Below are 26,142 nucleotides of genomic sequence, written 5' to 3'. Positions count from 1 at the left end.
AGAGTCAGCGAGAACAGACGAAAAGTCCTGGTCAGCCTCTGCCGACCAGGACATTTCCGGACATAAAGAGCGGATTTTTTCACGTCAGCCGACGGCCAGCCGTACCTCATCGGCGAAGCGAGCGGCGGAATCCCTCAGTCCGGTTGTGCCGGGGCCGTGTCGGAGAACACCCCGGCTCACGCTCGGCACGACATTCCGGACAGCCTCGCCGAAGACCACGGGGAGGTCGGCGGGCGTGGCTCCCTGGGCACCGATGCCGGGTGCGAGGAGAGGCCCGTTGACGCTCAGCCGGAACGAGGACAGGTCACCGAGCGTCGCGCCCACCACGGCTCCGAAGGAGCCCAGCTCCCCGGCGTCCGCGTTCAGCTCCGCCAGGTGCGCCAGCATCGCCGCAGCCACGCTCGTGCCGTCCTCGCGAAGGGCTCGCTGGACCTCCCGGCCCTCCGGATTGGAGGTCAGCGCCAGTACGAAGAGTCCGGCGCCGCTGACCTTGGCCGCCTCCACCGCCGGGGCCAGCGCGCCGAAACCCAGGTAGGGGCTGACGGTGAGCGCGTCGCAGAACAGCGGGCCGTCCGCACGCAGGTACGTGGCGGCGTAGGCGTCCATGGTGGAGCCGATGTCGCCGCGTTTGGCGTCCAGCACCACCAGTGCCCCGGCCGCACGGGCCTCGGCCACCGCCTTCTCCAGGGTGGCGATGCCGCGCGAGCCGAAGCGCTCGAAGAAGGCCGACTGCGGCTTGAGCACCGCCACCCGGTCCGCCAGCGCCTCCACCGTCGTACGGGTGAAGCGCTCCAGGCCCGCGAGATCGTCCTCCAGCCCCCAGGCGTGCAGCAGGGAGGCGTGCGGGTCGATGCCGACGCACAGCGGCCCTCTGGTGTCCATGGCCCGGCGGAGGCGGGCGCCGAAGGGGTCGGATACCGTCATGCGGTCACCTTCCGGTGGTCGGCGCCGATGGCCTCGGCGAGGGTGGCGTACGGGCTGGCCTCCAGACGGCGGGCCAGGCCCTTGTGCACGGTGCGCATCCACAGCGGGCCCTCGTAGAGGAACGCCGTGTAGCCCTGGACGAGCGTGGCACCGGCCAGGATCCGCCGCCAGGCGTCCTCCGCCGTGGTGATGCCGCCGACTCCGACGAGCGTGAGCTGTCCGCCGACCCGTGCGTACAGCCGCCGCAGCACCTCCAAGGAGCGGTCGGAGACCGGAGCGCCGGACAGCCCGCCGGTCTCCGCCCGCAGCGCCGGGTCCGAGGTGAGGCCGAGCCCCTCGCGGGCGATCGTGGTGTTGGTGGCGATGATGCCGTCCAGCCCCAGCTCGACGGCGAGGTCGGCGACGGCGTCGATGTCCTCGTCCGCGAGATCGGGCGCGATCTTGACCAGGAGCGGGACGCGACGCGTGGTCACCGTGCGGTCGGCGGCCTCGCGCACGGCGGTCAGCAGCGGGCGCAGGTGTTCGGTCGCCTGGAGATTACGCAGGCCGGGGGTGTTCGGGGACGAGACGTTGACGACGAGGTAGTGGGCGTGCGCGGCCAGCGCCTCGGTGGAGGTCACATAGTCGGCGACCGCCTCCCCTTCCGGGACGGCCTTGGTCTTGCCGATGTTGACGCCGACCGTCGTGCGGAAGACGGCGCGGCGCGCGGCCAGCCGGGCCGCCACGGCCGCCGAGCCCTCGTTGTTGAAGCCCATGCGGTTGATCAGCGCCCGGTCCCCGACCAGCCGGAAGAGCCGCTTCCTGGAGTTGCCGGGCTGGGCCCTGCCGGTGACGGTGCCGACCTCGACATGGTCGAACCCGAGCATCGCGAGACCGTCGATGCCCTCGGCGTTCTTGTCGAACCCGGCCGCCAGGCCGAAGGGGCCGTGCATCCGGCGGCCCAGGGCCTCGATGCGGAGTTCCTTGTGACGCGGGGCCAGGACCGCTGCCGCGAATGTTCGCAGAACCGGGGTGCGGGCCACGCGCCGGATCCAGGAAAACGCCAGGTGGTGGGCCTTTTCCGGATCCATCCGGCAGAAGACCTCGCGGAAGAGGAGTCCGTACATGTGGTGGTGGGTCCCTGTGAGTTGTCGTGGCCCTGCCCCGCCCCTTTCCTGCTGGGCTGGAAGGGGCGGGGCAGGGGGGAGAAACGCGCTCAGCCCTGGCGGGCGGCGATCAGATGCTTCGCGTGCTCCTGCAAAGAGCGGACCGACACTTCGCCGCGCGTCAGGGCCTCGATGCCCTGCACCGCGGCGGCCAGCGCCTGCACGGTCGTCAGGCAGGGGACGGCGCGGGCGACCGCCGCCGTGCGGATGTCGTACCCGTCCAGCCGGCCCCCGGTGCCGTATGGCGTGTTGACGATCAGATCGACCTCGCCGTCCTGGATGAGCTGGACGATGGTCGGCTCGCCCGCGGGGCCCGTGCCCTGGCTCTGCTTGCGGACGACCCGCGCGTTGATCCCGTTGCGCTTGAGAACTTCCGCCGTGCCGGAGGTCGCGAGCAGCTCGAAGCCCATGCCGACCAGTTCGCGCGCCGGGAAGATCAGCGAGCGCTTGTCCCGGTTGGCGACCGAGACGAAGGCGCGCCCCTTGCCGGGCAGCGCCCCGTACGCGGCGGCCTGCGACTTGGCGTAGGAGGTGCCGAAGACCGAGTCGATGCCCATGACCTCGCCGGTCGAGCGCATCTCGGGGCCCAGGACGGTGTCCACGCCGCGCCCTTGCACATCGCGGAAGCGGTTCCACGGAAGGACTGCTTCCTTGACCGAGATCGGCGCGTCCAGCGGCAGGTCACCACCGTCGCCCGCGGCCGGGAGCAGACCCTCGGCGCGCAGTTCGGCGACGGTCGCACCCAGCGAGATACGGGCCGCCGCCTTGGCGAGCGGGACGGCTGTGGCCTTGGAGGTGAAGGGCACGGTCCGGGAGGCGCGGGGGTTGGCCTCCAGGACGTAGAGGATGTCCCCGGCCATGGCGAACTGGATGTTGATCAGTCCCCGCACGCCCACCCCGCGCGCGATGGCCTCCGTGGAGGCGCGCAGCCGCTTGATGTCGTAGCCGCCCAGCGTGATCGGCGGCAGCGCGCAGGCCGAGTCGCCGGAGTGGATGCCGGCCTCTTCGATGTGCTCCATGACGCCGCCGAGGTACAGCTCCTCGCCGTCGTAGAGGGCGTCCACGTCGATCTCGATGGCGTCGTCGAGGAAGCGGTCGATCAGCACAGGGTGCTTCTCGATCAGGCCGGCGTGGCGCTCCAGGTAGGACTCCAGCGAGGGCTCGTCGTAGACGATCTCCATGCCGCGTCCGCCCAGCACATAGGAGGGGCGCACCATCACCGGGTAGTTGATCTCGGCTGCGATGCCCTTGGCCTGCTCGAAGGAGAAGGCGGTGCCGTACTTGGGCGCGGGCAGGCCCGCCTCGGTCAGGACGCGGCCGAACGCGCCGCGCTCCTCGGCCAGCTCGATGGCCTCGGGCGAGGTGCCGACGATGGGCACCCCGTTGTCCTTGAGGTCCTGCGCGAGGCCGAGCGGGGTCTGGCCGCCGAGCTGGACGAGCACGCCGGCGACGGGTCCCGCCTGCTGTTCGGCGTGGACGATCTCCAGGACATCCTCCAGGGTGAGCGGCTCGAAGTAGAGCCGGTCGGAGGTGTCGTAGTCGGTGGAGACCGTCTCGGGATTGCAGTTGACCATCACGGTCTCATAGCCCGCGGCGCTGAGCGCGAAGGAGGCGTGGACGCAGGAGTAGTCGAACTCGATGCCCTGGCCGATGCGGTTGGGGCCCGAGCCGAGGATGATCACCGCGGGCTTCTCGCGGGGTGCGACCTCGCTCTCCTCGTCGTAGGAGGAGTAGAAGTACGGCGTCCTGGCGGCGAACTCGGCCGCGCAGGTGTCCACCGTCTTGTAGACGGGCCGGATGCCGAGCGCGTGCCGCACCTCGCGCACCACGTCCTCGCGCAGCGAGCGGATGGCGGCGATCTGGGCGTCGGAGAAGCCGTGCCGTTTGGCCTCGGCCAGCAGCGCCGCGCTCAGCTCGGGCGCCGCGGCGATCTCATCGGCGGTCTCCTTGATGAGGAAGAGCTGGTCGACGAACCAGGGGTCGATCTTCGTCGCGTCGAAGACCTCCTGCTGGGTGGCCCCGGCGCGGATGGCGGCCATGACGGTGTTGATGCGGCCGTCGGTGGGGCGGGCGGCCCGCTCCAGCAAGGCGGCCTTCTCCTCCGGTCCCGCCGCCGGGGTGGCGAAGTCGAACTGGCTGCCCTTCTTCTCCAGGGAGCGCAGCGCCTTGTTGAAGGCTTCGGTGAAGTTGCGGCCGATGGCCATGGCCTCGCCGACCGACTTCATGGTGGTGGTCAGGGTGGAGTCGGCGGCGGGGAACTTCTCGAAGGCGAAGCGCGGCGCCTTGACCACGACGTAGTCGAGCGTCGGCTCAAAGGAGGCCGGGGTCTGCTCGGTGATGTCGTTGGGGATCTCGTCCAGGGTGTACCCGACGGCGAGCTTCGCGGCGATCTTCGCGATGGGGAAGCCGGTGGCCTTGGAGGCGAGCGCGGAGGACCGGGAGACGCGCGGGTTCATCTCGATGACGACGACCCGGCCGTCCTCGGGGTTGACGGCGAACTGGATGTTGCAGCCGCCGGTATCGACGCCGACCTCGCGGATGACGGCGATGCCGATGTCCCGCAGGATCTGGTACTCGCGGTCGGTCAGCGTCATGGCGGGTGCCACGGTGATCGAGTCGCCGGTGTGCACGCCCATGGGGTCGAAGTTCTCGATGGAGCAGACGACCACGACGTTGTCGTTCTTGTCGCGCATCAGCTCCAGCTCGTACTCCTTCCAGCCGAGGATGGACTCCTCCAGGAGCACCTCGGTGGTCGGGGAGAGCGTCAGGCCCTGGCCCGCGATGCGGCGCAGCTCCTCCTCGTCGTGCGCGAAGCCGGAGCCGGCGCCGCCCATGGTGAAGGAGGGGCGGACGACGACGGGGTAGCCGCCCAGCTCGTCCACGCCGGCCAGGACGTCGTCCATGGAGTGGCAGATGTAGGAGCGCGCGGACTCGCCGTGGCCGATCCGGCCGCGGACGGCCTCGACGACGTCCTTGAACTGGTCGCGGTCCTCGCCCTTGTGGATGGCCTCGACGTTGGCACCGATCAGCTCGACACCGTGCTTCTCCAGGGTGCCGGACTCGTGCAGGGAGATCGCGGTGTTGAGCGCGGTCTGGCCGCCGAGGGTGGGCAGCAGCGCGTCGGGGCGCTCCTTGGCGATGATCTTCTCGACGAACTCGGGGGTGATGGGCTCGACGTAGGTGGCGTCGGCGATCTCCGGGTCCGTCATGATCGTGGCCGGGTTGGAGTTGACCAGGATCACGCGCAGACCCTCGGCCTTGAGTACGCGGCACGCCTGGGTGCCGGAGTAGTCGAACTCGGCGGCCTGCCCGATGACGATCGGGCCCGACCCGATGACCAGGACGGACTGGATGTCGGTGCGCTTAGGCACGCTGGTCCTCCAGGGGGGTGGTGCGGTGCTGATCGCCGTCTCGCATGAGCGCGACGAACCGGTCGAAGAGGTAGGCGGCGTCGTGCGGGCCGGCCGCCGCCTCCGGGTGGTACTGGACGCTGAAGGCGGGCTTGTCGAGCAGCCGCAGTCCTTCGACGACGTCGTCGTTCAGGCAGATGTGCGAGACCTCGGCGCGGCCGTAGGGGGTGTCGCTCACCCGGTCGAGGGGCGCGTCCACGGCGAAGCCGTGGTTGTGGGCCGTGACCTCGACCTTGCCGGTCGTCCGGTCCTGGACGGGCTGGTTGATGCCCCGGTGCCCGTACTTCAGCTTGAACGTGCCGAAGCCGAGGGCGCGGCCGAGGATCTGGTTGCCGAAGCAGATGCCGAACAGGGGGGTGCCGCGCTCCAGGACGCCGCGCATCAGCTCCACCGGATGATCGGCGGTGGCCGGGTCGCCGGGCCCGTTGGAGAAGAACACCCCGTCGGGTGCGATGGCGTAGATGTCCTCCAAGGCGGCGGAGGCGGGCAGCACGTGCACCTCGATGCCGCGCTCGGCCATGCGGTGCGGGGTCATGCCCTTGATGCCGAGGTCCACCGCGGCGACGGTGAAGCGCTTGGTACCGATCGCGGGCACGGTGTACGCCTCGGCGGTGGCGACCTCTCCGGCGAGGTCGGCGCCCTTCATCTGGGGGGCCTCGCGTACCCGTGCGAGGAGGGTGCCCTCGTCGGCGAGAGCGCCACCGGAGAAGATCCCGACCCGCATGGCGCCGCGCTCGCGCAGGTGCCGGGTGAGGGCCCGGGTATCGACGCCGCTGATGCCGACGACGCCCTGGCCGCGCAGCTCCTCATCCAGCGAGCGGACCGAGCGCCAGTTGGAGGGGAGGCGGGCGGGATCGCGTACGACATAACCGGACACCCAGATACGCCGCGACTCGGGGTCCTCGTCGTTGACTCCGGTGTTGCCGATGTGCGGTGCCGTCATGACGACGACCTGGCGGTGGTAGGAGGGGTCGGTCAGCGTCTCCTGGTATCCGGTCATGCCGGTGGAGAACACCGCCTCGCCGAAGGTCTCCCCTTCGGCTCCGTAGGCGCGTCCGCGGAAGGTGCGGCCGTCCTCCAGGACGAGAAGGGCGGGGCCGGCCGTCGTGTCGGTCGCTCCCCTGGCGGAGGTCGTCATCATGCGCCTTCCTTGTGGTGCTGCCGCGCCGCGACTTCGTCGTCGCCGCTCATTGCGTTGATCTTCTCGGCCCATTCGGTCTGCCGCGCCGACTGGTCGAGGCGGAATCCCGAATCCAGCCGCCGGTCCCCGTGCTCCCAGGTGACGATCAGCAGGCCGCCTTCAGTGAGGACCTTGCCCGCGATGCCGGTGTCGAGCCGGGCGCCGCGCAGCTTGTCCACGGGCACCCAGAAGTCCTGCGCGCCGGGGCGCAGCACCTCCAGGCCCTGCTCGGTGAGGGTCAGCTCGGCCCTGCTGCGGGTGCCCAGTCCGTGGGCGACGATCCGGTCGAGCCACTGCCCCGCGCTGGTGGAGCCGTGGTAGCGGCCGGCCGCCGTCAACAGCGGCTCGCCACTGTCGGGGGTGCCCTCGGGCCCCCCGGGCCGCTGGGGCAGTTCGGGCAGGTCGCCCTGGAGGGTGCCGCGCCACTTCCAGCCCTGACGCATCAGCCAGTACAGCAGGGCGATGAAGAGGACCAGCCCGACGACCCAGCCGATGCGGGCCGCCCAGTCCGTGACTTCCTGCGATTTCTGTCCGGCGGCAAGGCCGGCCAGCGAAAGGTTTCCCGCGCTCACACCAATGTCCCGTCCACGACCGTCGCGCGGCCCCGCAGCCAGGTGTGGGTGACGCGTCCGGGCAGCTCACGGCCCTCGTAGGGGGTGTTGCCGCTGCGGGAGGCGAAGCCCGCGGGGTCCACCTGTCCACGGTAGTCCGCATCCAGCAGGACGAGGCTGGCGGGCTCGCCGGGTGAGACGGGGCGGCCGTGGCCCGCCAGCCGCCCGATGGCGGCGGGCCGGTGCGACATGCGGTCGGCGACCTGTGCCCAGTCCAGCAGCCCGGTATCGACCATGGTGTGCTGCACGACGGACAAGGCGGTCTCCAGGCCGACCATGCCCATGGCGGCGGCGCCCCACTCGCAGTCCTTGTCCTCGTGCGGGTGCGGGGCGTGGTCGGTGGCGACGCAGTCGATGGTGCCGTCGGCCAGCGCCTCGCGCAGGGCCAGGACGTCGGCCTCGGTGCGCAGGGGCGGGTTGACCTTGTAGACGGGGTCGTAGGAGCGGACCAGCTCGTCGGTGAGCAGCAGGTGGTGCGGGGTGACCTCGGCGGTCACCTGCCAGCCCTTGGACTTGGCCCAGCGCACCAGCTCCACGGACCCGGCCGTCGAGAGGTGGCAGATGTGCACGCGGGAGCCGACGTGCGCGGCGAGCAGCACATCGCGGGCGATGATCGACTCCTCGGCGACGGCCGGCCACCCGGCCAGGCCCAGCTCGGCGGATACGGTGCCCTCGTTCATCTGGGCGCCCTCGGTCAGCCGGGGCTCCTGGGCGTGCTGGGCGACGACGCCGTCGAACGCCTTCACATACTCCAGGGCGCGCCGCATGATCACGGCATCGTCCACACACTTGCCGTCGTCGGAGAAGACCCGCACCCCGGCGGCCGAGTCGTGCATGGCGCCGAGTTCGGCGAGCTGCTTGCCCTCCAGCCCGACGGTGACGGCGCCGACAGGCCGCACATCGCAGTAGCCGTACTCCTTGCCCAGCCGCCACACCTGTTCGACCACGCCGGCGGTGTCGGCGACGGGGAAAGTGTTGGCCATGGCGTGCACGGCGGTGTAACCGCCCCTGGCGGCGGCGCGGGTACCGGTCAGCACGGTCTCCGAGTCCTCGCGGCCGGGCTCGCGCAGGTGGGTGTGCAGATCGACGAGGCCCGGCAGGAGGACCGCTCCCCCGGTGTCGATCACCTCGGCGCCCGCGGCCCCGATGCCCCGTTCCACGGCGGCGATGGTCCCGCCCTCGATGAGGACGTCCTGCGGCTGGCCGCCGAGGATCCTGGCGCCCCGCAGCAGCGTCCGCTTCTGCTCGTTCATGTCAGTTGCCCTCCTGGGCGGTCTGGGACTCGGTGCGGGTCAAAGCCGGCTCGGCGCCGCCTAGCAGCAGGTACATCACGGCCATCCGGATGCTGACGCCGTTGGCCACCTGTTCGACGGCGGTGCAGCGGCGCGAGTCGGCGACCTCGGCGGTGATCTCCATGCCCCGGTTCATCGGGCCGGGGTGCATCACGATGGCGTGCCCCGGCATCCGCGCCATGCGCTCGCCGTCGAGCCCGTAGCGCCGGGCGTACTCGCGCTCGGTGGGGAAGAAGGCGGCGTTCATCCGCTCGCGCTGGACGCGCAGCATCATCACGGCGTCCGACTTGGCCAGTACCGCGTCCAGGTCGTAGGAGACCTCGCACGGCCAGTTCCCGACCCCGACGGGCACCAGCGTGGGCGGCGCCACCAGCGTGACGTGGGCGCCGAGGGTGCTCAGGAGGTGGACGTTGGAGCGGGCCACCCGGCTGTGCAGGATGTCGCCGACGATCGTGATGTGCCGCCCGTCCAGGCCCGCGCCCTCCTCGCCCACCAGGCGGCGGCGCATGGTGAAGGCGTCCAGCAGCGCCTGGGTGGGGTGCTCGTGGGTGCCGTCCCCCGCGTTGAGGACGGAGCCGCCGATCCAGCCGGAGGTGGCCAGCCGGTGCGGGGCGCCGGACTCACCGTGCCGGATGACCACGGCATCGGCTCCCATGGCCTCCAGGGTGAGCGCGGTGTCCTTGAGCGACTCGCCCTTGGAGACGGAGGAGCCCTTGGCGGAGAAGTTGATGACGTCGGCCGACAGCCGCTTGGCGGCGGCCTCGAAGGAGATCCGGGTGCGGGTGGAGTCCTCGAAGAAGAGGTTGACGATGGTCCGGCCGCGCAGCGTCGGCAGCTTCTTGATCGGCCGGTCGGCGAACCTGGCCATCTCCTCGGCGGTGTCGAGGATGAGGACCGCGTCGTCGCGGGTGAGGTCGGCGGCCGAGATGAGGTGACGCTTCATCTGTTGCCTGGTGCCTTCCGTGGGAGGGGATAGGAGGACTTCGCGAGGGGGCCGCGGGCATGCGGGAGCACACGCACGCATACCGGTGCGGCCCGTGCGGCCGGGCGCATGGAGGTGCCCCGCGCGCCGTGCGGGTGCGTGGGAGCTAGCCGGCCGGGGCCGTGCCGTGCCGGGCGCGCTCGGTCGCCTTGCTCTCGGAGGTCTCGCGGGTGCCGAGCAGCACGCCGTCGTGCCCGTCCTCCTCGGTCAGCTGGACCTTGACGGTCTCGCGCTGCGAGGTGGGCAGATTCTTGCCGACATAGTCGGCCCGGATGGGAAGCTCCCGGTGACCGCGGTCGACGAGGACGGCGAGTTGCACGGCACGCGGACGTCCGATGTCACCCAGGGCATCGAGTGCGGCACGGATGGTGCGGCCGGAATAGAGCACATCGTCGACGAGGACGACGAGCCGTCCGTCGATTCCGTCGGCGGGGATCTCGGTGCGCGCGAGGGCGCGCGCGGGGCCCAGGCGAAGATCGTCGCGGTACATCGTGATGTCCAGCGAACCGACCGGAATGGCACCGCCGGTGATCTCTTCGAGCTTGTCGGCCAGCCGCCGGGCGAGGAAGACACCACGGGTGGGAATGCCGAGAAGTACCACGTCGTCGGCGCCTTTGGCGCGCTCGACGATCTCGTGTGCGATGCGGGTGAGAACCCGCGCGATGTCCGGTGCCTCCAGAACGGGCCGGGCCGGATCGCTGCTTGCGCTGCTGTCGTCCATGAAAAATCGGACCTCCTTCCCCGCCTCACGGGACGGGCCTTAAAGGACGTCGGTCTCTTGCCGCTCCACGGTATCAGGGGTCCGTCGAAGGGCTCCGCGGGGGTTCGGCGGGGGCAGTACCAGCCGTCTGGACCCGCTCGGCTTGACGCGGCACATTACGCTGCGTAACCTCACAGTGAGTTACCAAACGCGCGGTGCAGCCCACGCGGCCGAGCCGCTGATCGGTGCAGCGCGATACAGCGTCCGGGGAGCCATATGTCCAGCGAATACGCCAAACAGCTCGGAGCGAAGCTCCGCGCCATCCGCACCCAGCAGGGCCTCTCCCTCCACGGTGTCGAGGAGAAGTCCCAGGGCCGCTGGAAGGCGGTCGTGGTGGGCTCGTACGAGCGCGGCGACCGGGCCGTGACCGTGCAGCGCCTTGCCGAGTTGGCCGACTTCTACGGGGTGCCGGTGCAGGAACTGCTGCCCGGCACCACCCCCGGCGGGGCAGCCGAGCCCCCGCCGAAGCTCGTGCTCGACCTTGAGCGGCTGGCCCACGTCCCGGCGGAGAAGGCCGGCCCGCTCCAGCGCTACGCGGCGACGATCCAGTCCCAGCGCGGCGACTACAACGGCAAGGTCCTCTCCATCCGCCAGGACGACCTGCGCACGCTCGCGGTCATCTACGACCAGTCGCCCTCCGTGCTGACCGAACAGCTCATCAGCTGGGGCGTCCTGGACGCGGACGCGCGCCGGGCGGTCTCCCACGAGGACGTGTAGGAGCACACCGGCTGTCGCGCGGCATCCGTCACGCGGCGCTGGTCACGGCGGCACCTGCCACACGCCGCCCGGCGTGACGCGTTGCGGCGCGCGGACGGGCGGTTCCGGGCCGGTCGGCCACATCCCGCTCGGGCAGGCCCGCCACCTGGCGCCACCGTGGCGGAAGACGAGCGGAAGACGAAGGGCACCCCCACGAGAGGGGGTGCCCTTTTTCGGTGAAGGACTTGCCGCCGGTGAAGGACTTGCCGCCGGTGAAGGACTTGCCGCCGACGCGGGACTGCCGGCTGCCGGGCCGTCAGCGCGAGAGCCCCGGCTTCAGCTCCTTCAGGCGGCCGAGGAGGCCGTTGACGAAGCCGGGGGACTCGTCCGTGGAGAACTCCTTGGCGAGCTGTACCGCCTCGTCGATCACCACGGCGTCGGGTACGTCGTCCACCCACAGCAGCTCGTACACGCCGAGCCGCAGGATGCTCCGGTCCACGTCCGGCATCCGGTCGAGCGTCCAACCGACGGCGTAGGCGGACAGCAGCTCGTCGATCCGGGCCGCGTTGCCGGCGTACCCCTCGGCGAGCTGCATCGTGTACTCGGTCACCGGCGGCTGCCGGGGGTCGGTCCGGGCGAGCCGCAGCCAGTCCGCCAGCACGGTCTGCACCTCGGCATCGCGCTGGTCGGCCTCGAAGAGGATCTGGAAGGCACGCTTGCGGGCCTTGTTGCGGGCAGCCACGGTTAGCTGTTCACCCGGCCGAGGTACTCGCCGGAGCGGGTGTCCACCTTGATCTTCTCGCCGGTCGTGATGAAGAGCGGGACCTGGATGCTGTAGCCCGTCTCCAGTTCGGCGGGCTTGGAGCCGCCGGTGGAGCGGTCACCTTGGACGCCGGGCTCGGTGTGCTTGATCACCAGCTCGACGGCGGCCGGCAGCTCGACGTAGAGCACCTCGCCCTCGTGCTGTGCGACGGTCGCCTCGAAGCCCTCGATGAGGTAGTTGGCGGCGTCGCCGACGACCTTGCGGTCGACGTGGAGCTGGTCGTAGGTCTGCATGTCCATGAAGACGAAATAGTCGCCGTCCATGTACGAGAACTGCATGTCGCGTCGGTCCACGGTGGCCGTCTCGACCTTGGTGCCCGCGTTGAACGTCTTGTCGACGATCTTGCCGGACAGCACGTTCTTGAGCTTGGTGCGGACGAAAGCGGGGCCCTTGCCGGGCTTGACGTGCTGGAACTCAACGACGGACCAGAGCTGGTCGGCGTCGAGCTTGAGCACCATGCCGTTCTTGAGGTCGTTCGTGGATGCCACGGTCGCGGAATCTCCTGAGACTGCTGCGGAGACCAGGGCTACTGCCGCGCCTCCGACGGCCCGTGGGCTGAGCCCCGCGAGGGACTAGAGGGCGAGCAGCTCCTTGGTCGTGATGGTGAGTAGCTCGGGTCCGCCGTCCGCCTGCGGGCGGACGACGAGCGTGTCGTCGATCCGGACGCCGCCCCGGCCCGGGAGATGGACCCCCGGTTCGACGGTGACCGGCACACAAGCGTCCAGTTTACCCATGGCCGCAGGTGACAGCCGAGGGTCCTCACCGATTTCCAGCCCCACCCCGTGCCCCGTGGACTCCCCGACGGCCGCACCGTGCCCGGCGGCACCCAGTACCTGCCGGGCCGCCGAATCCACCTCGCGGCACTCGGTGCCGGGCTCCAGTGCCTCCCGCGCGGCGCGCTGAGCGGCGAAGACGAGGTCGTACAGCTCGATCTGCCAGTCCTCGGGCGCGGTGCCGATCACGAACGTACGGCCGATCTGACAGCGGTATCCGCGGTAGCGGGCGCCCAGGCGCACGGTCAGGAAATCTCCTTCTTCCACACGCCGGTCGGTCGGCAGATGTCCGGGTAGTCCGGAATGGGGCCCGGTGGCGACGGAGGTGGGAAAGGCCGCGCCCTCGGCACCGTGGTCGATCAGCCGGCGTTCCAGCTCCAGCGCGAGGTGCCGCTCGGTCCGCCCGACGAGGATCGACTCCAGCAGCTCGCCGAGCGCCTGATCGGTGATCTCGGCCGCGATGCGCAGCGCGGAGATCTCCTCCTCGTCCTTGACGACCCGCTGCTGTTCCACGGCCAGACCGAGGTCGGCCAGCTGGAGGCCGGGGGCCGCTGTCGCGAGGGCACGATGCCGGGCGACCGTCAGGTGGTGCTCCTCGACAGCCAGCGCACGGGCCCCGCCGCGGGCGGCGAGCGCGGCAGCCGCCACCGCGGCGTCCTCCACGCTGCCGGCCCCCTTGGCTCTGTTCCGGGTGCCGCCGGTGCCGCCGGTATTGCGGGCGCGGGCAGCGCTCCGCGCGCCGTCCATCGTCTCGCGGCCCTGCCCCGAGTCCTCGCCGCTCTCCCGCCCCTCCCCGTCCAGCACGGTCTCGCGCAGGCCGTCGGCGGGGTGGGATCCGTTCAGCGGGCCGCCGCCGGGGACGGAGACGAGGGTGTCCCGGCCGTCCGCCCCCAGCAGCAGCACGCTGCCGGGGGCGGCCCGGCCGGTCAGATAGCGGACGTTGGCGGGGCGGGAGACCAGCACCGCGTCGGCGGGTCCGTCGTGCGCCGTGCTCGCCGCACAGCGGTCACGGAGTCGTGAGCGGCGGGACACATGCACCTCGGACATGTGCCGAGCCTAAGCACGGGGGCACGGCCCGGCCGTCCGGAGAGGGCCGTGCGGGCGACGGGCCACTGTGGCCCGGCCCCTGGGACGGGTACGCCAGCGGGCGGAGGCCCCCCGCTCCAGGAGACCGAAGGCCCGGCCTGTGGCCCGCTCCAGGAGACCGAAGGCCCGGCCTGTGGCGCCGCGCTACCAGCTCAGGGGGCTGGCGAGGCTGCGGGCGACGACGTTGTCGAGCATGCGGGCCGTGCTGGCGATGTCCTGGCGCGAGTTGTCGATGATGGGCAGCCCCGAGCTGTACCAGCCGGCCATCCGGCCGTGGATGTGGGCGACCTCCTCGTCGGACAGCCGTCTGTTCCCCGAGCGGGCCGCGTTGCGCTCCAGGACGACATCCAGGCCCGGCAGCAGAACGACCGGGATGAGGCCGGGGCCCACATGGCGCTTCCAGCCGCCGAGCCCGACGACCGGCCAGTCGGGGAAGACCGCGTCGTCCAGGACACAGGAGACGCTGTTGGCCAGGAAATTGCGCGCGGCGAAGCCGCAGGTACGGCGGGCGAGGCGGTACTGCGCCTCGGAGTGGTCGTTCCAGCCGGCCTGGGGGTCGGCGAAGCCGGAGCGCACCCACTCGCGTACGTCGTCGAGGCTGATGTGCGCCGTGGGCACGGCCCGGTGGTCGGCCCAGTAGCGCGCGACGGTGGTCTTGCCCGCGCCGGCCGGGCCGATGAGCAGGACGGCGACGGCCGCGCGGGTGCCGTCGAGCTGGGCCGGGCCGGCGCCGGGCGCGGGGATCTGCACCGGGGCCCCGGGGGGCAGCTTTATGTGGCCCGTCGATTCGCTGGAGATCCCGCCTCCGCCGGGCGGCATGCCGTCTCCTTGCGGCGCTCGCCCGCCGGGCGGCACTCCCCCGCCGGGCGGGCCCTGGGGCCCGGGCCGGGCCGGGGGCTGGGCGGGGTGGACCGGCGGCTGGGCAGGATGAGGCTGAGCGGGATGGGGCTGGGCCGGCGGATGAGGGTGTGGCGGGGGGTGGGGGTGCTGTTGCGTCTGCGGGTGGGGCTGAGGCTGTGGCGGCCCTTGGGGCTGTGGAGGGTGAGGCGGGTGGTGGGGCTGCGGCGGCTGGGGGTGCTGCTGCGCCTGGGCGGCGGCGTCGGGACGGAGTGGAGGCGCGGGCCACTGCGCCCCGAAGCCTCCGTAGGTGCCCTGGGCACCGCTGTGCTGCATCCGGACCCCAACTCCGTCTCAGGTCTGGGGGCGCCGTCGGCGGGCGCCCGCGTCTTTCGGATACCGGTTCTCCGGATACCGAAGGTACCGTTCCCGACCGCCGCCGTGTGAACGCCCGGGTCAGCTCCCGAGTGCCCGACGCCCCCGCGCCGCTTGGCAGTTCCCGGCCGGACAGCGGGCGGCCTCCGCCTCCGCACGGGAGACCCCTGCCAGGCGCACGGTGCGCGGCTCCGCCTCTCCCACAGGAACGGCTCCACGCCCCGCGGCCGACAGCATCCGCGAACGGCGCTCCCGCAGTGACCGCCCGCCCGGCTCAGGCGGCGATCTCGGCGTGTGCCGCCAGCAGCATGGCGGGGTCGGGGCTCTCCAGCACCGCCGGCCTGCCCAGCCCTTCGAGGACGATGAAACGCAGCCGGTCACCCCGGGACTTCTTGTCGACCTTCATCGTGTCCAGCAGTTTGGGCCACTGGTCGCCCCGGTAGGTGACGGGCAGCCCGACGGACTCCAGCACCGCGCGGTGCCGGTCGGCCGTGGCGTCATCCAGCCGCCCCGCGATCCTGCCCAGTTCGGCGGCGAAGACCATACCCACCGAAACGGCCGCCCCGTGCCGCCAGTTGTAGCGCTCGTTCTTCTCGATGGCGTGCGCCAGGGTGTGGCCGTAGTTGAGGATCTCGCGGCGGCCCGACTCCTTGAGATCGTCGGTGACCACCTCGGCCTTGACGCGGATGGAGCGCTCGATCAGCTCCGCCGTGTGCGGCCCCGCCGGGCTGCGGGCCGCCTGCGGGTCGCTCTCGATGAGCTCCAGGATGGCCGGGTCCGCGATGAAGCCGGCCTTGATGATCTCGGCCAGACCGCTCACGTAGTCGTGGGTGCCCAGCGATTCGAGGGCCGCCAGGTCGCACAGCACCCCGGCCGGCGGGTGGAAGGCGCCGACGAGGTTCTTGCCCTCGGCGGTGTTGATCCCGGTCTTGCCGCCGACCGCCGCGTCCACCATGCCCAGGACCGTCGTCGGCACCGCGATCCAGCGCACTCCGCGCAGCCAGGTCGCCGCGACGAATCCGGCCAGGTCGGTGGTCGCCCCTCCCCCGACGCCGACGATCACATCGGTGCGGGTGAAGCCGGTCTGGCCGAGCGCCTTCCAGCAGTAGGCGGCGACCTCGGCGGTCTTGGACTCCTCGGCGTTGGGCAGCTGCACGGCGATGGCCTCGTAGCCCTGGCCGGCCAGATCCTCCCGGAGCGCCTCGCCGGTGTCGGCGAGCGCTTCGGGGTGCAGGACGGCGACGCGGCGTGCCTCGCGGCCGATGAGGCCGGGCAGTTCGCCGAGCAGCTGCCGCCCGACGAGCACGTCGTAGGGCGCGGTGCCCGCCGTGCCGCCCACGGCGATGCGGGTGACGGAGGGGTGCTGGGTGGTCATTGCTTCTCCGGCTGGGTCGGCTGTAGCTCCAGGGCGGCGAGGATCTCGTCGGCCACCTCGTCGGGGGTGCGGTCCTCGGTGCTGACGACGACGCGCGCGACCTCCGTGTACAGGGGCCTGCGCTCCGCCATGAGCTTGCGCCACTGCTGGCGCGGGTTGATCACCAGAAGCGGACGGGGGGCGTCCAGGCCGACGCGCTTGACGGCCTCGCTCAGGCCCATCTCCAGGAAGACCACAGGCTGTCCGGCCAGCAGCGCCCTGGTCTCCTCGGCGAGCACGGCGCCGCCGCCGAGTGCGAGGATCCCGGTGTGCTCGGCCAGTGCCGCGCGGACGGCGGCGCGCTCCAGCTCCCGGAAGTGCGGCTCGCCCTCGTCGAGGAAGATCTCGGAGATCGGCTTGCCCGCCGTCTCCACGATGTCCTGGTCGGTGTCGCGGCAGGTCACCCCGAGCCGCTGGGCGAGGATCGCGCCGACGGTGGACTTGCCGGCCCCCATCGGGCCGACGAGTACGACGGCGGGGCCGGTCACTTGATCTCCAGGTTGTCGAGGAATCCGCGCACGTTGCGCCGCGCCTCGGCGACGCTGTCCCCGCCGAACTTCTCCGCCACCGCGTCCGCCAGCACCAGCGCCACCATGGCCTCGGCGACAATGCCGGCGGCCGGTACGGCGCACACGTCGGAGCGCTGATGGTGTGCCTTGTCGGCCTCTCCGGTGCGCACATCGACGGTGGCCAGGGCACGCGGCACCGTGGCGATGGGCTTCATCGCGGCCCGTACGCGCAGCAGTTCACCCGTGGACAGGCCGCCCTCGGTGCCGCCGCTGCGCCCGGAGGCACGGCGGATGCCCTCGGGGGTGGCGTGGATCTCGTCGTGCGCCTGGGAGCCGGGCACCCGGGCGAGGCCGAAGCCGTCGCCCAGTTCGACGCCCTTGATCGCCTGGATGCCCATCAGCGCGCCGGCCAGCCGGGAGTCCAGCCGCCGGTCCCAGTGCACGTGCGAGCCGAGACCCACCGGCACGCCGTGCGCGACGACCTCGACCACACCGCCGAGGGTGTCGCCGTCCTTGTGGGCCTGGTCGATCTGGGCGACCATCGCCGCGCTCGCCTCCGGGTCGAGACAGCGCACGGGGTCCTCGTCCAGCCGCGTCACATCCCCCGGCTCGGGCACGCTGCCGTACGGGGCCTTGGCCGCACCCAGCTCGACCACGTGCGAGACGATCTCGATCCCGGCCACCTCGCGCAGGTAGGAGCGCGCGACGGTGCCCAGCGCCACGCGGGCGGCGGTCTCGCGGGCCGAGGCGCGCTCCAGGATCGGGCGGGCCTCGTCGAAGCCGTACTTCTGCATCCCCGCCAGGTCCGCGTGCCCGGGGCGGGGGCGGGTGAGCGGGGCGTTGCGCGCCAGTTGGGCCAGCTCGCCGGGATCGACGGGGTCGGCGGCCATGACCTGCTCCCACTTGGGCCACTCGGTGTTGCCGACCATGATCGCGACCGGGGAGCCGAGGGTCTCACCGTGGCGCACGCCGCCGAGGAAGGTGACCTCGTCGCGCTCGAACTTCATCCGGGCGCCGCGACCGTAGCCGAGACGACGGCGCGCCAGTTCGTCGGCCACCATCCCGGTGGTGACCGGGACGCCGGAGGGTAGACCCTCCAGCGTCGCCGCCAGTGCGGGTCCGTGCGACTCCCCCGCCGTCAGCCAGCGCAACCTGCTCAACGGTGCTCCTCTCGGCCGCCGCGCGGCCATCCTCATCCCTGGGTCCGATCCTCCCATGCCGGGCGGTGGCGGGAGGAAGGGCCTTCACCGAGCCCCGGAAGCCGCCGCTGTCTGCCTCCGGACGCCTCGCGGGCGGAAGCCGGACCGGCCGGTCCGCTCGGTGCGGGTGTCACGGGTGGTGCCGGCCGGTTTCAGGAGGCGCGGGCGCGCAGCTCCGCCTCGCCCGCCGCGCGCATCGGGCCCAGGGCGGGCCGGCGGCCGGTCATCTGCTCGACCTGGAGCACGGCCTGGTGCACGAGCAGGTCGAGCCCGCCGACGACGGCGCCGCTCCAGGCGGCGGCCAGCGCGGTCGGCCAGGGCGCGTAGACGACGTCGAAGAGTGTGCCGCCCACCGCGGGTACCGCCTGCGCGAGGCCGTCCGTCGCGCCCACGGGTGTGGTGGAGACGACGAGCGGGGCCCGCAGTCCCTCCGCGGCACGCGCCCAGTCCTCGGTGCGGACGGTGACACCGAGCCGTTCGCCCCAGCCCCGCATCTCGCGGGCCCGCTCCTCGCTGCGTACATAGGCGGTGACCTCGCCCTTGCACACCCGGGTGAGCGCGGCGAGCGCCGAGGCGGCGGTGGCGCCGGCGCCGAGCACGGTCGCGTGCTCGACGGATTCGACGCCGCGCTCGTCCAAGGCGGCGATCATGCCGGGGATGTCGGTGTTGTCGCCGAGGCGGCGGCCGTTCTCGCCGAAGACCACGGTGTTGACGGCCTCGACCGAGGCGGCGGTCGCGCTGACCTCGTCCAGCAGCGGGATGACGGCGCGCTTCAGCGGCATGGTCAAGGAGAGCCCAGCCCACCGCCCGTCCAGTTCGGCGAGGAATCCGGCGATGCCCTTCTCATCGACGTCGAAGGCGTCGTAGGTCCAGGTCTCCAGGCCGAGTCCGGCGTATGCCGCGCGGTGCAGCACCGGGGAGAGCGAGTGGGCGATCGGGGAGCCCAGGACCGCGGCACGCCTGCCGCCCTGGTCCGGTCCGGTGTATGACTCCTGGTGCGCCTGCTGGGCCATCAGCCGCCGCTCCCCCTCTTGTTCCGCTGTTCCCTGTTGAACTCTTCGACGTTCTTGGAGTGTTCGCTCTCGTCCGCGGTGAAGCGGGTGTCCCCGGGCCGGACGGTGACGAAGTAGAGCCAGTCGCCCTTGGTCGGCTTGAGCGCGGCCTCTATTGCCTGGTGGCCGGGGTTGCCGATGGGGCCGGGTGGCAGGCCCTTGTGGAGATAGGTGTTGTAGGGCGAGGGGTATTTGGTGTCGCTGATGGAGGTGTCCAGACTGGAGCGGCCCATCGCGTAGTTGATGGTCGAATCGAAGCCGAGCCGCATGTCCTTGTCCAGCCGGTTGTAGATGACGCGGGAGACCTTGCCGAACTCGTGGTCCTGCTGGGCCTCGGCCTGGACGAGGGAGGCGATGGTGATGACCTCCTCGGGCGTCTTGCCGGCCTTCTTCGACTCGGCCTCCAGGCCCGTCCTGGTGTATTCGGCGTCGGCACGCCTGACCATCTCGCGCAGCACGTCCTCGGGCTTGCTGTTCTTGCCCACGCTGTAGCGGGAGGGGAAGAGGAAGCCCTCCGGCTTGCCCTTGGCCCACTTCGGGAGGCCGAGCTTCCCGGATTCGGCCGCCTTCGCGGTGCTGCCCTTGGCAACGTCGAGCTTCTTGTCGACCTCTTCGTAGATCCTCTTGGCCCGCCAGCCCTCGGCGATGATGAGGCCGTTCTGGCTGGAGGGGTCGAGCATCAGCTCGACGGCGCGGGCCCCGGACATCTGCTTGCGCAGGGTGTAGGTGCCCGCCTGGATGCCCCGCTTGCCGCCTGCCGCCTCCACGAAGGCGCCGGGGCTCTTGACGACGCCCTCGCGCTGGAGGACCTGGCCCATCTCGGCGACCGAGGCGCCTTCGGGGATCTTGACCGTCACCTCGCCCGTGCCCTTGCCCGGGTAGTCGGGCGCGGAGCCGAAGTGGGACTGGTAGAAGTCGTAGCCGAAGTACCCGACGGTCCCGACGCCGGCGACCAGCGCCAGGGCGACCAGGCCGCAGGCGCAGCCGTTCCGGCGCTTGGCCTTGCCGCTCTTGCCGCTCTGCCGCCCGCGCCCGTCATTGTTTCCGTCCCCGCCGCCCCCGTCGTGCTCGTCGTAGCGCTCGTAGCCGTCCGGGTCCTCCTCGTCGCGGCCCGAGAAGAAGGCGTGTTCGCCCTGGTCGGGGCCCGGGTCCCAGCCGGTGTCGGGGTCCGCCGGCCCGCGCTGCGGGTCACGGCCGGGGTGCTCCCCGGGACGGCCCGGCTGCGGCAGGGCGTAGCCGCCCGGCTGCTGGTAGCCCTGCGCGGATTCGGCGTAACCGGGGTAGGCGGCGCCGGCCTGGAGACCGGCGGGCGCGATGGTCTGCTGCTCCCCGGTGCCGTAGGGGTCGGCGGGGTGCACGACGGTGTGTTCGCCCGTGCCGTACAGGTCGGTGGGTGCCATCGCCGCATGCTCACCCGTGCCGTACGGGTCGGCCTGCGGGGTGCCGTACTCGCCCGGGTCGTAGCCGCCCTGCCCGCCGCCGTACGCGGGGTCGTAGGGCAGGCCGCCGCCCTGGGAGCCGTCCCAGCCGCCGTAGTGCTGCGGGGAGGGCTGCTGCTGGGGGTGCTGGTAGTCCGGGTAGCCCTGTTGCTGCTGATACCCCTGTGGCTGCTGGTAGCCCTGTTGCTGGTACTCCTGCTGCTGCCCGTACTGAGCGGCCTGCTGGGGGTGCTCGTACTGCTGGGGGTACGCGTACTGCTGCGCCTGCTGCTGGTGGTACTGGTGGTAGGGGTCGTGAGGCTGCTGGGCTCCGGGGTACTGCGAGTATCCGGAGTGCCCGGAATAGTCCCCTTGGGCGGACGGGTCCCAGCCATCGGGCCGGTCGCCGCCGCGCTCCTGATCCCCGTAGAGGGGGTCATCAGGGTGCCACGGTTGGGAACCAGGCTCCCAGCCATACTCAGTCATCGATCCCCTTGTGACGCGAGAGCGGCAGCCGACGGATGAGCGGCGAGCTCCCGTACCGAAGCCCGCGCGCTGTGTGTATGCCTCCGTCGGCTGCCGTGTCGCGCGGAACGTTACCGTACCGCGATCAGACAACCACTTCGACGCACTGCCCAGGGGGATGGCCGGAGGACCGTTCGGTCTCCAGCGCGCTCTGCAGGATCACCACGGCCGCGGCCTGGTCGATGCGCGAACGCCCCTTCTTGGAGCTGACTCCCGAAGCGCGCATCCCCTGCGCCGCGGTGACCGTCGTCATACGCTCATCGACCAGCCGGACGGGCAAGGGTGTGAGATTTTTCGCCAACGCCTCCGCGAAGGTCCGCACCTTGGCCGCCGCCGGGCCCTCCCCGCCGCTGAGCGAACGGGGCAGCCCGACGACGACCTCCAGGGGCTCGTACTCCGCTGCCAGCGCCGTCAACCGCCGCAGGGCCGCCGGGACGTCCCGCCCCGGCACCGTCTCGACCGGGGTCGCGAGGACCCCGTCGGGGTCGCTGCTGGCGACCCCGATCCGGGCGTCCCCGACGTCGATGGCCAGCCGCCGGCCCCGCCGGAAGGACGGCGAGTCCATCAGGCGTTGCCCCCCGCCTCGGCGACCAGGCGCTCCACGGCGGCGCGCGCCTCGTCCACAGCGGCCGGGTCCTGGCCGCCGCCCTGGGCGACATCCGGCTTGCCGCCGCCCCCGCCGCCGAGGGTCTTGGCGGCGGTCCGCACCAGGTCACCGGCCTTGAGACCGGCTTCCCTGGCTGCCTCGTTGGTGGCGATCACCGTGAGCGGGCGGCCGTTGGTCACGGCGAACAGCGCGACGACGGCCGGGCGGCTGCCGAGCCGCTGGCGTACGTCGAGGACCAGGGTGCGCAGGTCATCGGACGCGGTGCCGTCCGGCACCTGGGCCGCGGCCAGCGCGATACCGCGTACGTCCTTGGCGCTCTCGGCCAGCCCGCCGGCGGCCTGGAGGACCTTCTCCGCGCGGAAGCGCTCGATCTCCTTCTCCGCGTCCTTGAGCTTGGCCAGCATCCCCGACACCCGCTCGGGCAGCTCCTCGGGGCGGCCCTTGACCAGCTCCGTGAGCTGCGAGACGACGGTGTGCTCGCGGGCCAGGAACTTGTAGGCGTCCACCCCGACCAGGGCCTCGACGCGGCGCACGCCGGAACCGATGGAGGACTCGCCCAGCAGCTTGACCAGGCCCAGCTGCGCGGTGTTGTGGACGTGAGTGCCGCCGCACAGCTCCTTGGAGAAGTCGCCGATGGTGACCACGCGCACGGTCTGGCCGTACTTCTCGCCGAACTCGGCCAGCGCGCCCTGCTTCTTGGCGTCGTCGATGCCCATGTACTCGGCGTGCACGTCGAGTTCACGGGCCAGCACCTCGTTGATCTTCTGCTCGACGTCGGTGAGCACGCCGCCGGGGACGGCCGCGGGCGAGCCGAAGTCGAAGCGGAAGCGGCCCGGGGCGTTCTCCGACCCGGCCTGGGCCGCCGTCGGGCCCAGGGCGTCCCGCAGCGCCTGGTGGGTGAGGTGGGTGGCGCTGTGGGCACGGGCGATGGAGCGCCTGCGGTCGGCGTCGATCTGCGCGAACACGGGCGAGCCCACCGTGACCTCGCCGACCTGCACGGTGCCCTTGTGGACGCTGACGCCGGGCACCGGCTGCTGGACGTCGCGGATCTCGATGACGGCGCCGCCGTGCAGCCTGATGCGGCCGGTGTCGGCGAGCTGGCCGCCGCCCTCGGCGTAGAAGGGGGTGCGGTCGAGGACGACCTCCACCTCGTCGCCCTCGTGGGCGGCGGGTGAGGAGACGCCGTCCACGAGGAGGCCCACGATGCTGGCCTCGTCGGCGGTCTCGCCGTAGCCGGTGAAGTCCGTGGCTCCGGCGCTGTCGGCGATCTCGCGGTAGGCCGAGAGGTCGGCGTGGCCCTGCTTCTTGGACTTGGCGTCGGCCTTGGCGCGCTCCCGCTGCTCCTTCATCAGGCGGCGGAAGCCCTGCTCGTCCACGGAGAGGCCCTGCTCGGCGGCCATCTCCAAAGTGAGGTCGATGGGGAAGCCCCAGGTGTCGTGGAGCAGGAACGCCTTGTCACCCGGCAGGATCCGGCCGCCCTCGGCCTTGGTCTCGGTGACGGCGGTGTCGAGGATGTTGGTGCCCGCCTTGAGGGTCTTGAGGAAGGCGGCCTCCTCGGCGAGCGCGACGGTCTCGATGCGCTTGCGGTCGGTGACCAGCTCCGGGTACTGCTGGCCCATCGTCTTGATCACGACATCGATGAGGTCCTCGACCACGGGGCGGGTGGCGCCCAGGATGCGCATGTTGCGGATGGCGCGGCGCATGATGCGGCGCAGGACGTAGCCCCGGCCCTCGTTGCCCGGTGTGACGCCGTCGCCGATGAGCATCACGGAGGTGCGGATGTGGTCGGAGACGACGCGCAGGGAGACGTCGGACTGCTCGGCCGCGCCGTAGGCGATGCCGGTCAGTTCGGTGGCCTTGTCGATGACGGCGCGCGAGGTGTCGATCTCGTACATGTTGTGCACGCCCTGCAGGATCATCGCCAGGCGCTCCAGGCCGAGCCCGGTGTCGATGTTCTTGCTGGGCAGGTCGCCGAGGATCTCGAAGTCCGTCTTGGAGGAGCCGGCGCCGCGTTCGTACTGCATGAACACGAGATTCCAGATCTCCACGTACCGCTCGTCGTTGACGGCCGGGCCGCCTTCGACGCCGAACTCGGGGCCCCGGTCGTAGTTGATCTCCGAGCAGGGTCCACAGGGGCCCGGGACCCCCATGGACCAGTAGTTCTCCTCCATGCCCAGGCGCTGGATGCGCTCGGCGGGGACGCCGACGACCTCGCGCCAGATGCGCTCGGCCTCGTCGTCCTGCTCGTAGACGGTGATCCACAGCCGCTCGGGATCCAGGCCGTACCCCCCCTGCTCCTGCGAGCTGGTCAGCAGCTCCCAGGCGAGCTCGGCGGCGCCTTCCTTGAAGTAGTCGCCGAAGGAGAAGTTGCCGCACATCTGGAAGAAGGTGCCATGCCGGGTGGTCTTGCCGACCTCTTCGATGTCCGGGGTGCGCACGCACTTCTGCACGCTGGTGGCGCGCGGCCAGGGCGGGGTGACCTCGCCCAGGAAGTACGGCTTGAAGGGGACCATGCCCGCGGGGACCAGCAGGAGCGTGGGGTCGTCCGCGATCAGCGACGCCGACGGCACGACGTGGTGCCCCCGCTCCTCGAAGAAGCGCAGCCAGCGGCGGCGGATTTCAGCCGACTCCATCAGTGGTCCTCATTCCGGTCGTACGGGCGGATCGGGTAGGCGGGGCCGGAGGCGCCGAGCTGGCGCCGGTCCGGCTGGACGGGCAGTTCGGGGCGCCGGTCCCCGGGCAGGGGGGCCGACAGGCCGAGCGCGTCCTTGAGTTCGCCCTCGCGCTGGGCCATTCCGGCCCGGACATCGAGCGCGAACTCGCGGAGCTTGTGGCCGCCTTCGACGGCTTTGTCCGCGGCGCGGACGGCGAGCGCGTCGGGGGCGAGAGCGCGGATCTTGCGCTGGACCTTGGTGGTGGCCCAGACACCGGCGGCGGCGCCGGTGGTGAACCAGAAGGCGCGGCGGAACATCGGTGCGGCTCAGTCCTTTCCGCGCTTGCGTCCGGCTCGCCGGGCGGCGGGCACCGTCCGGCTGACGACGACCTTGCGGCTCCCCCGCTGCCCGGAAGGCTGCTCGGCCTCGCTCTTGCGGCCCAGCGCGCGGCGCACTCCGTAGCCGAAGGCCGCGACCTTGACGAGCGGGCCGCCGAAGGCGGTGGAGACGGTGGAGGAGAGCGCGGAGGCGTTGGAGGTGACCTCCTGGACGTCGGTCGCGATGGCATCGACGCGATCGAGCTGGGTCTGCGCGGACCGGACGGTCGCCGAAGCCTCACCCAGGAGGGGCACCGCCTGCTCCGTCACGCCGGACACCAGCTTGGTAGCCGCCTTGAGCGTCTGCGCGAGCCTCACCAGCACAACGGCGAGGAACGAGACCAGAATCGCCCAGAAGACGGCCACGAGGAGGCCGGCCACTTCTCCACCGGACACGCTGCACCGCTTTCGTATTCCTCGGGGGTCCCTTGGATTCGTCTTGGGGTCGGCCGCCGCTCGCCGGGTGGCCGACCGCGGCGGCGGACGAGATACCGACCTTATCGCGCCGCGCACCCGCGCCCCTACCGCATTCCCGGCGGATGCGACAGGTGCGCGTCGAACTGGCCGCGGGGCGGCTGCGAGTGGGATCCGCCGCCCGGCTCCTGGTGCCTTCGCCGGCCGGCGGGCGCGGCTGTCCGCCGCGCCGGATGGACCCGCCCGTCCCGCCGAATCCACCGCTCACCTGGCCTGTTCGGCGCTCCGGGTCGCCCCTCGCCGGCCAGAGGGGGCACGTCCGCACACGCCACGGCCCGCCGCGCCTGGGCCGGGTAGAGCCGGCGGCCGGACGGGCGGGCCGTGGAGGGAACTGTTCCGCGGGGCGGAGCGGGCTCAGCGCGCGTAGTACTCGACGACGAGCTGCTCGTCGCAGATGACCGGGATCTCCTTGCGGTTGGGGTCCCGGTCCAGGCGGAAGGCGAGCGCCTGGAGGTTGACCTGCAGGTAGCGCGGGGTCTCGCCCTCGCCTGCGTAGCCACCCTCGCGGGCGACCTGGAAGGGGTGCTTGTCGCGGCTGCGCTCGCGGACCATCACCACGTCGTCCGGGCGGACGCGGAAGGAGGGCTTGTCGACCTTGCGGTCGTTGACCGCGATGTGGCCGTGCACCACCATCTGGCGGGCCTGGTAGATCGTGCGGGCCAGACCGGACCGCAGGACGAGCGCGTCCAGACGGCGCTCAAGCTCGATGATGAGGGCCTCGCCCGTTTTGCCTTCGACCTTCCGAGCGCGGTCGTAGGCACGCGCCATCTGGCGCTCGCTGATGTCGTACTGCGCGCGCAGGCGCTGCTTCTCCAGCAGACGGACCTTGTAGTCACTGGTCTGCTTGCGGCCCCGGCCGTGCTCCCCCGGCGGGTACGGGCGCTGCTCGAAGTACTTGACGGCCTTCGGGGTCAGCGCGATGCCGAGGGCACGCGACTTCTTGACCTTGGGACGCGACTGGTTCACGTTGAACGGACCTCCGTGTAAGTTAGGTGAGGCTTACCTTAGCTGAGGAGAAC

23 protein-coding genes are annotated in these 26,142 nt (G+C 71.6%); 1 reads left to right on the top strand and 22 read right to left on the bottom strand.

Annotated elements, in window-relative coordinates:
• Nucleotides 1-84 precede the first annotated feature (84 nt).
• From pyrF to pyrR, 8 genes are all read right to left on the bottom strand, one after another.
• Complete coding sequence (gene pyrF / locus ABD339_RS01665) at nt 85-924, bottom strand: orotidine-5'-phosphate decarboxylase (protein WP_344561335.1); 840 nt, start codon at nt 922-924, stop codon at nt 85-87.
• Nucleotides 921-2,030, bottom strand: coding sequence for a quinone-dependent dihydroorotate dehydrogenase (locus ABD339_RS01660; protein WP_344561333.1), 1,110 nt, complete (start codon nt 2,028-2,030; stop codon nt 921-923). Before ABD339_RS01660 ends, pyrF begins: the two co-directional genes overlap by 4 nt.
• An 89-nt stretch (nt 2,031-2,119) precedes the next feature.
• Complete coding sequence (gene carB / locus ABD339_RS01655) at nt 2,120-5,440, bottom strand: carbamoyl-phosphate synthase large subunit (protein WP_344561331.1); 3,321 nt, start codon at nt 5,438-5,440, stop codon at nt 2,120-2,122.
• Nucleotides 5,433-6,617 (bottom strand): glutamine-hydrolyzing carbamoyl-phosphate synthase small subunit, encoded by a 1,185-nt coding sequence (carA, locus tag ABD339_RS01650; RefSeq protein WP_344561600.1) that lies wholly within the window; start codon nt 6,615-6,617, stop codon nt 5,433-5,435. Before carA ends, carB begins: the two co-directional genes overlap by 8 nt.
• Nucleotides 6,617-7,231 (bottom strand): PH-like domain-containing protein, encoded by a 615-nt coding sequence (locus ABD339_RS01645; protein ID WP_344561329.1) that lies wholly within the window; start codon nt 7,229-7,231, stop codon nt 6,617-6,619. Before ABD339_RS01645 ends, carA begins: the two co-directional genes overlap by 1 nt.
• On the bottom strand, nt 7,228-8,523 hold the full coding sequence (locus tag ABD339_RS01640) for a dihydroorotase (protein WP_344561327.1): 1,296 nt from the start codon (nt 8,521-8,523) through the stop codon (nt 7,228-7,230). Before ABD339_RS01640 ends, ABD339_RS01645 begins: the two co-directional genes overlap by 4 nt.
• 1 nt (nt 8,524) lies before the next feature.
• Nucleotides 8,525-9,505, bottom strand: a complete 981-nt coding sequence (locus tag ABD339_RS01635; protein WP_344561326.1) for an aspartate carbamoyltransferase catalytic subunit — start codon at nt 9,503-9,505, stop codon at nt 8,525-8,527.
• A 145-nt stretch (nt 9,506-9,650) separates the two neighbouring features.
• Nucleotides 9,651-10,265, bottom strand: coding sequence for a bifunctional pyr operon transcriptional regulator/uracil phosphoribosyltransferase PyrR (gene pyrR / locus ABD339_RS01630; RefSeq protein ID WP_344561325.1), 615 nt, complete (start codon nt 10,263-10,265; stop codon nt 9,651-9,653).
• 255 nt (nt 10,266-10,520) lie between these two features.
• Between pyrR and bldD the strand changes: the two genes are divergently transcribed.
• The gene (gene bldD, locus ABD339_RS01625; protein WP_030875652.1) at nt 10,521-11,021 is read left to right on the top strand and encodes a transcriptional regulator BldD; all 501 of its coding nucleotides are present in this window, start codon (nt 10,521-10,523) and stop codon (nt 11,019-11,021) included.
• A gap of 295 nt (nt 11,022-11,316) precedes the next feature.
• On the opposite strand, the gene nusB is transcribed toward bldD, so the two are convergent.
• The 14 genes from nusB to rpsD form a co-directional block, all read right to left on the bottom strand.
• Nucleotides 11,317-11,742, bottom strand: coding sequence for a transcription antitermination factor NusB (nusB, locus tag ABD339_RS01620; RefSeq protein WP_344561322.1), 426 nt, complete (start codon nt 11,740-11,742; stop codon nt 11,317-11,319).
• Between the two features lie 2 nt (nt 11,743-11,744).
• Complete coding sequence (gene efp, locus ABD339_RS01615; RefSeq protein WP_344561320.1) at nt 11,745-12,311, bottom strand: elongation factor P; 567 nt, start codon at nt 12,309-12,311, stop codon at nt 11,745-11,747.
• Between the two features lie 84 nt (nt 12,312-12,395).
• Nucleotides 12,396-13,643 (bottom strand): M24 family metallopeptidase, encoded by a 1,248-nt coding sequence (locus ABD339_RS01610; protein WP_344561318.1) that lies wholly within the window; start codon nt 13,641-13,643, stop codon nt 12,396-12,398.
• A 183-nt stretch (nt 13,644-13,826) separates the two neighbouring features.
• Entirely contained in the window at nt 13,827-14,855 is a 1,029-nt protein-coding gene (locus tag ABD339_RS01605; RefSeq protein WP_344561316.1) for an AAA family ATPase, read from the bottom strand.
• A 313-nt stretch (nt 14,856-15,168) separates the two neighbouring features.
• Nucleotides 15,169-16,269, bottom strand: a complete 1,101-nt coding sequence (gene aroB / locus ABD339_RS01600; RefSeq protein WP_344561314.1) for a 3-dehydroquinate synthase — start codon at nt 16,267-16,269, stop codon at nt 15,169-15,171.
• Nucleotides 16,266-16,796 (bottom strand): shikimate kinase, encoded by a 531-nt coding sequence (locus ABD339_RS01595; RefSeq protein ID WP_344561312.1) that lies wholly within the window; start codon nt 16,794-16,796, stop codon nt 16,266-16,268. Before ABD339_RS01595 ends, aroB begins: the two co-directional genes overlap by 4 nt.
• Nucleotides 16,793-17,977 carry a chorismate synthase gene (gene aroC, locus ABD339_RS01590; protein ID WP_344561310.1) on the bottom strand — a complete coding sequence of 395 codons (1,185 nt, stop codon included), beginning with the start codon at nt 17,975-17,977 and terminating at the stop codon, nt 16,793-16,795. Before aroC ends, ABD339_RS01595 begins: the two co-directional genes overlap by 4 nt.
• A 191-nt stretch (nt 17,978-18,168) precedes the next feature.
• Nucleotides 18,169-19,029, bottom strand: coding sequence for a shikimate dehydrogenase (locus ABD339_RS01585; RefSeq protein ID WP_344561308.1), 861 nt, complete (start codon nt 19,027-19,029; stop codon nt 18,169-18,171).
• Nucleotides 19,029-20,972: an endolytic transglycosylase MltG gene (gene mltG, locus ABD339_RS01580; protein ID WP_344561306.1), complete on the bottom strand. Its 1,944-nt coding sequence runs from the start codon at nt 20,970-20,972 to the stop codon at nt 19,029-19,031. Before mltG ends, ABD339_RS01585 begins: the two co-directional genes overlap by 1 nt.
• Before the next feature lie 124 nt (nt 20,973-21,096).
• Entirely contained in the window at nt 21,097-21,576 is a 480-nt protein-coding gene (gene ruvX, locus ABD339_RS01575) for a Holliday junction resolvase RuvX (RefSeq protein ID WP_344561304.1), read from the bottom strand.
• A complete protein-coding gene (alaS, locus tag ABD339_RS01570) occupies nt 21,576-24,251 on the bottom strand; it encodes an alanine--tRNA ligase (RefSeq protein ID WP_344561302.1) in 2,676 nt (891 codons plus the stop codon). Before alaS ends, ruvX begins: the two co-directional genes overlap by 1 nt.
• Entirely contained in the window at nt 24,251-24,589 is a 339-nt protein-coding gene (locus tag ABD339_RS01565; protein WP_344561300.1) for a DUF6167 family protein, read from the bottom strand. Before ABD339_RS01565 ends, alaS begins: the two co-directional genes overlap by 1 nt.
• Nucleotides 24,590-24,598: 9 nt before the next feature.
• Complete coding sequence (locus ABD339_RS01560; RefSeq protein ID WP_344561298.1) at nt 24,599-25,045, bottom strand: DUF948 domain-containing protein; 447 nt, start codon at nt 25,043-25,045, stop codon at nt 24,599-24,601.
• A gap of 432 nt (nt 25,046-25,477) precedes the next feature.
• The gene (gene rpsD / locus ABD339_RS01555) at nt 25,478-26,089 is read right to left on the bottom strand and encodes a 30S ribosomal protein S4 (RefSeq protein WP_344561294.1); all 612 of its coding nucleotides are present in this window, start codon (nt 26,087-26,089) and stop codon (nt 25,478-25,480) included.
• Nucleotides 26,090-26,142 lie beyond the last annotated feature (53 nt).

Source organism: Streptomyces axinellae, from assembly GCF_039532135.1.
In the GTDB taxonomy this organism is placed as follows: Bacteria; Actinomycetota; Actinomycetes; order Streptomycetales; family Streptomycetaceae; genus Streptomyces; species Streptomyces axinellae.
Note: the sequence above shows the minus strand (reverse complement) of the source record. Positions and strands in the feature narration are given on the sequence as shown.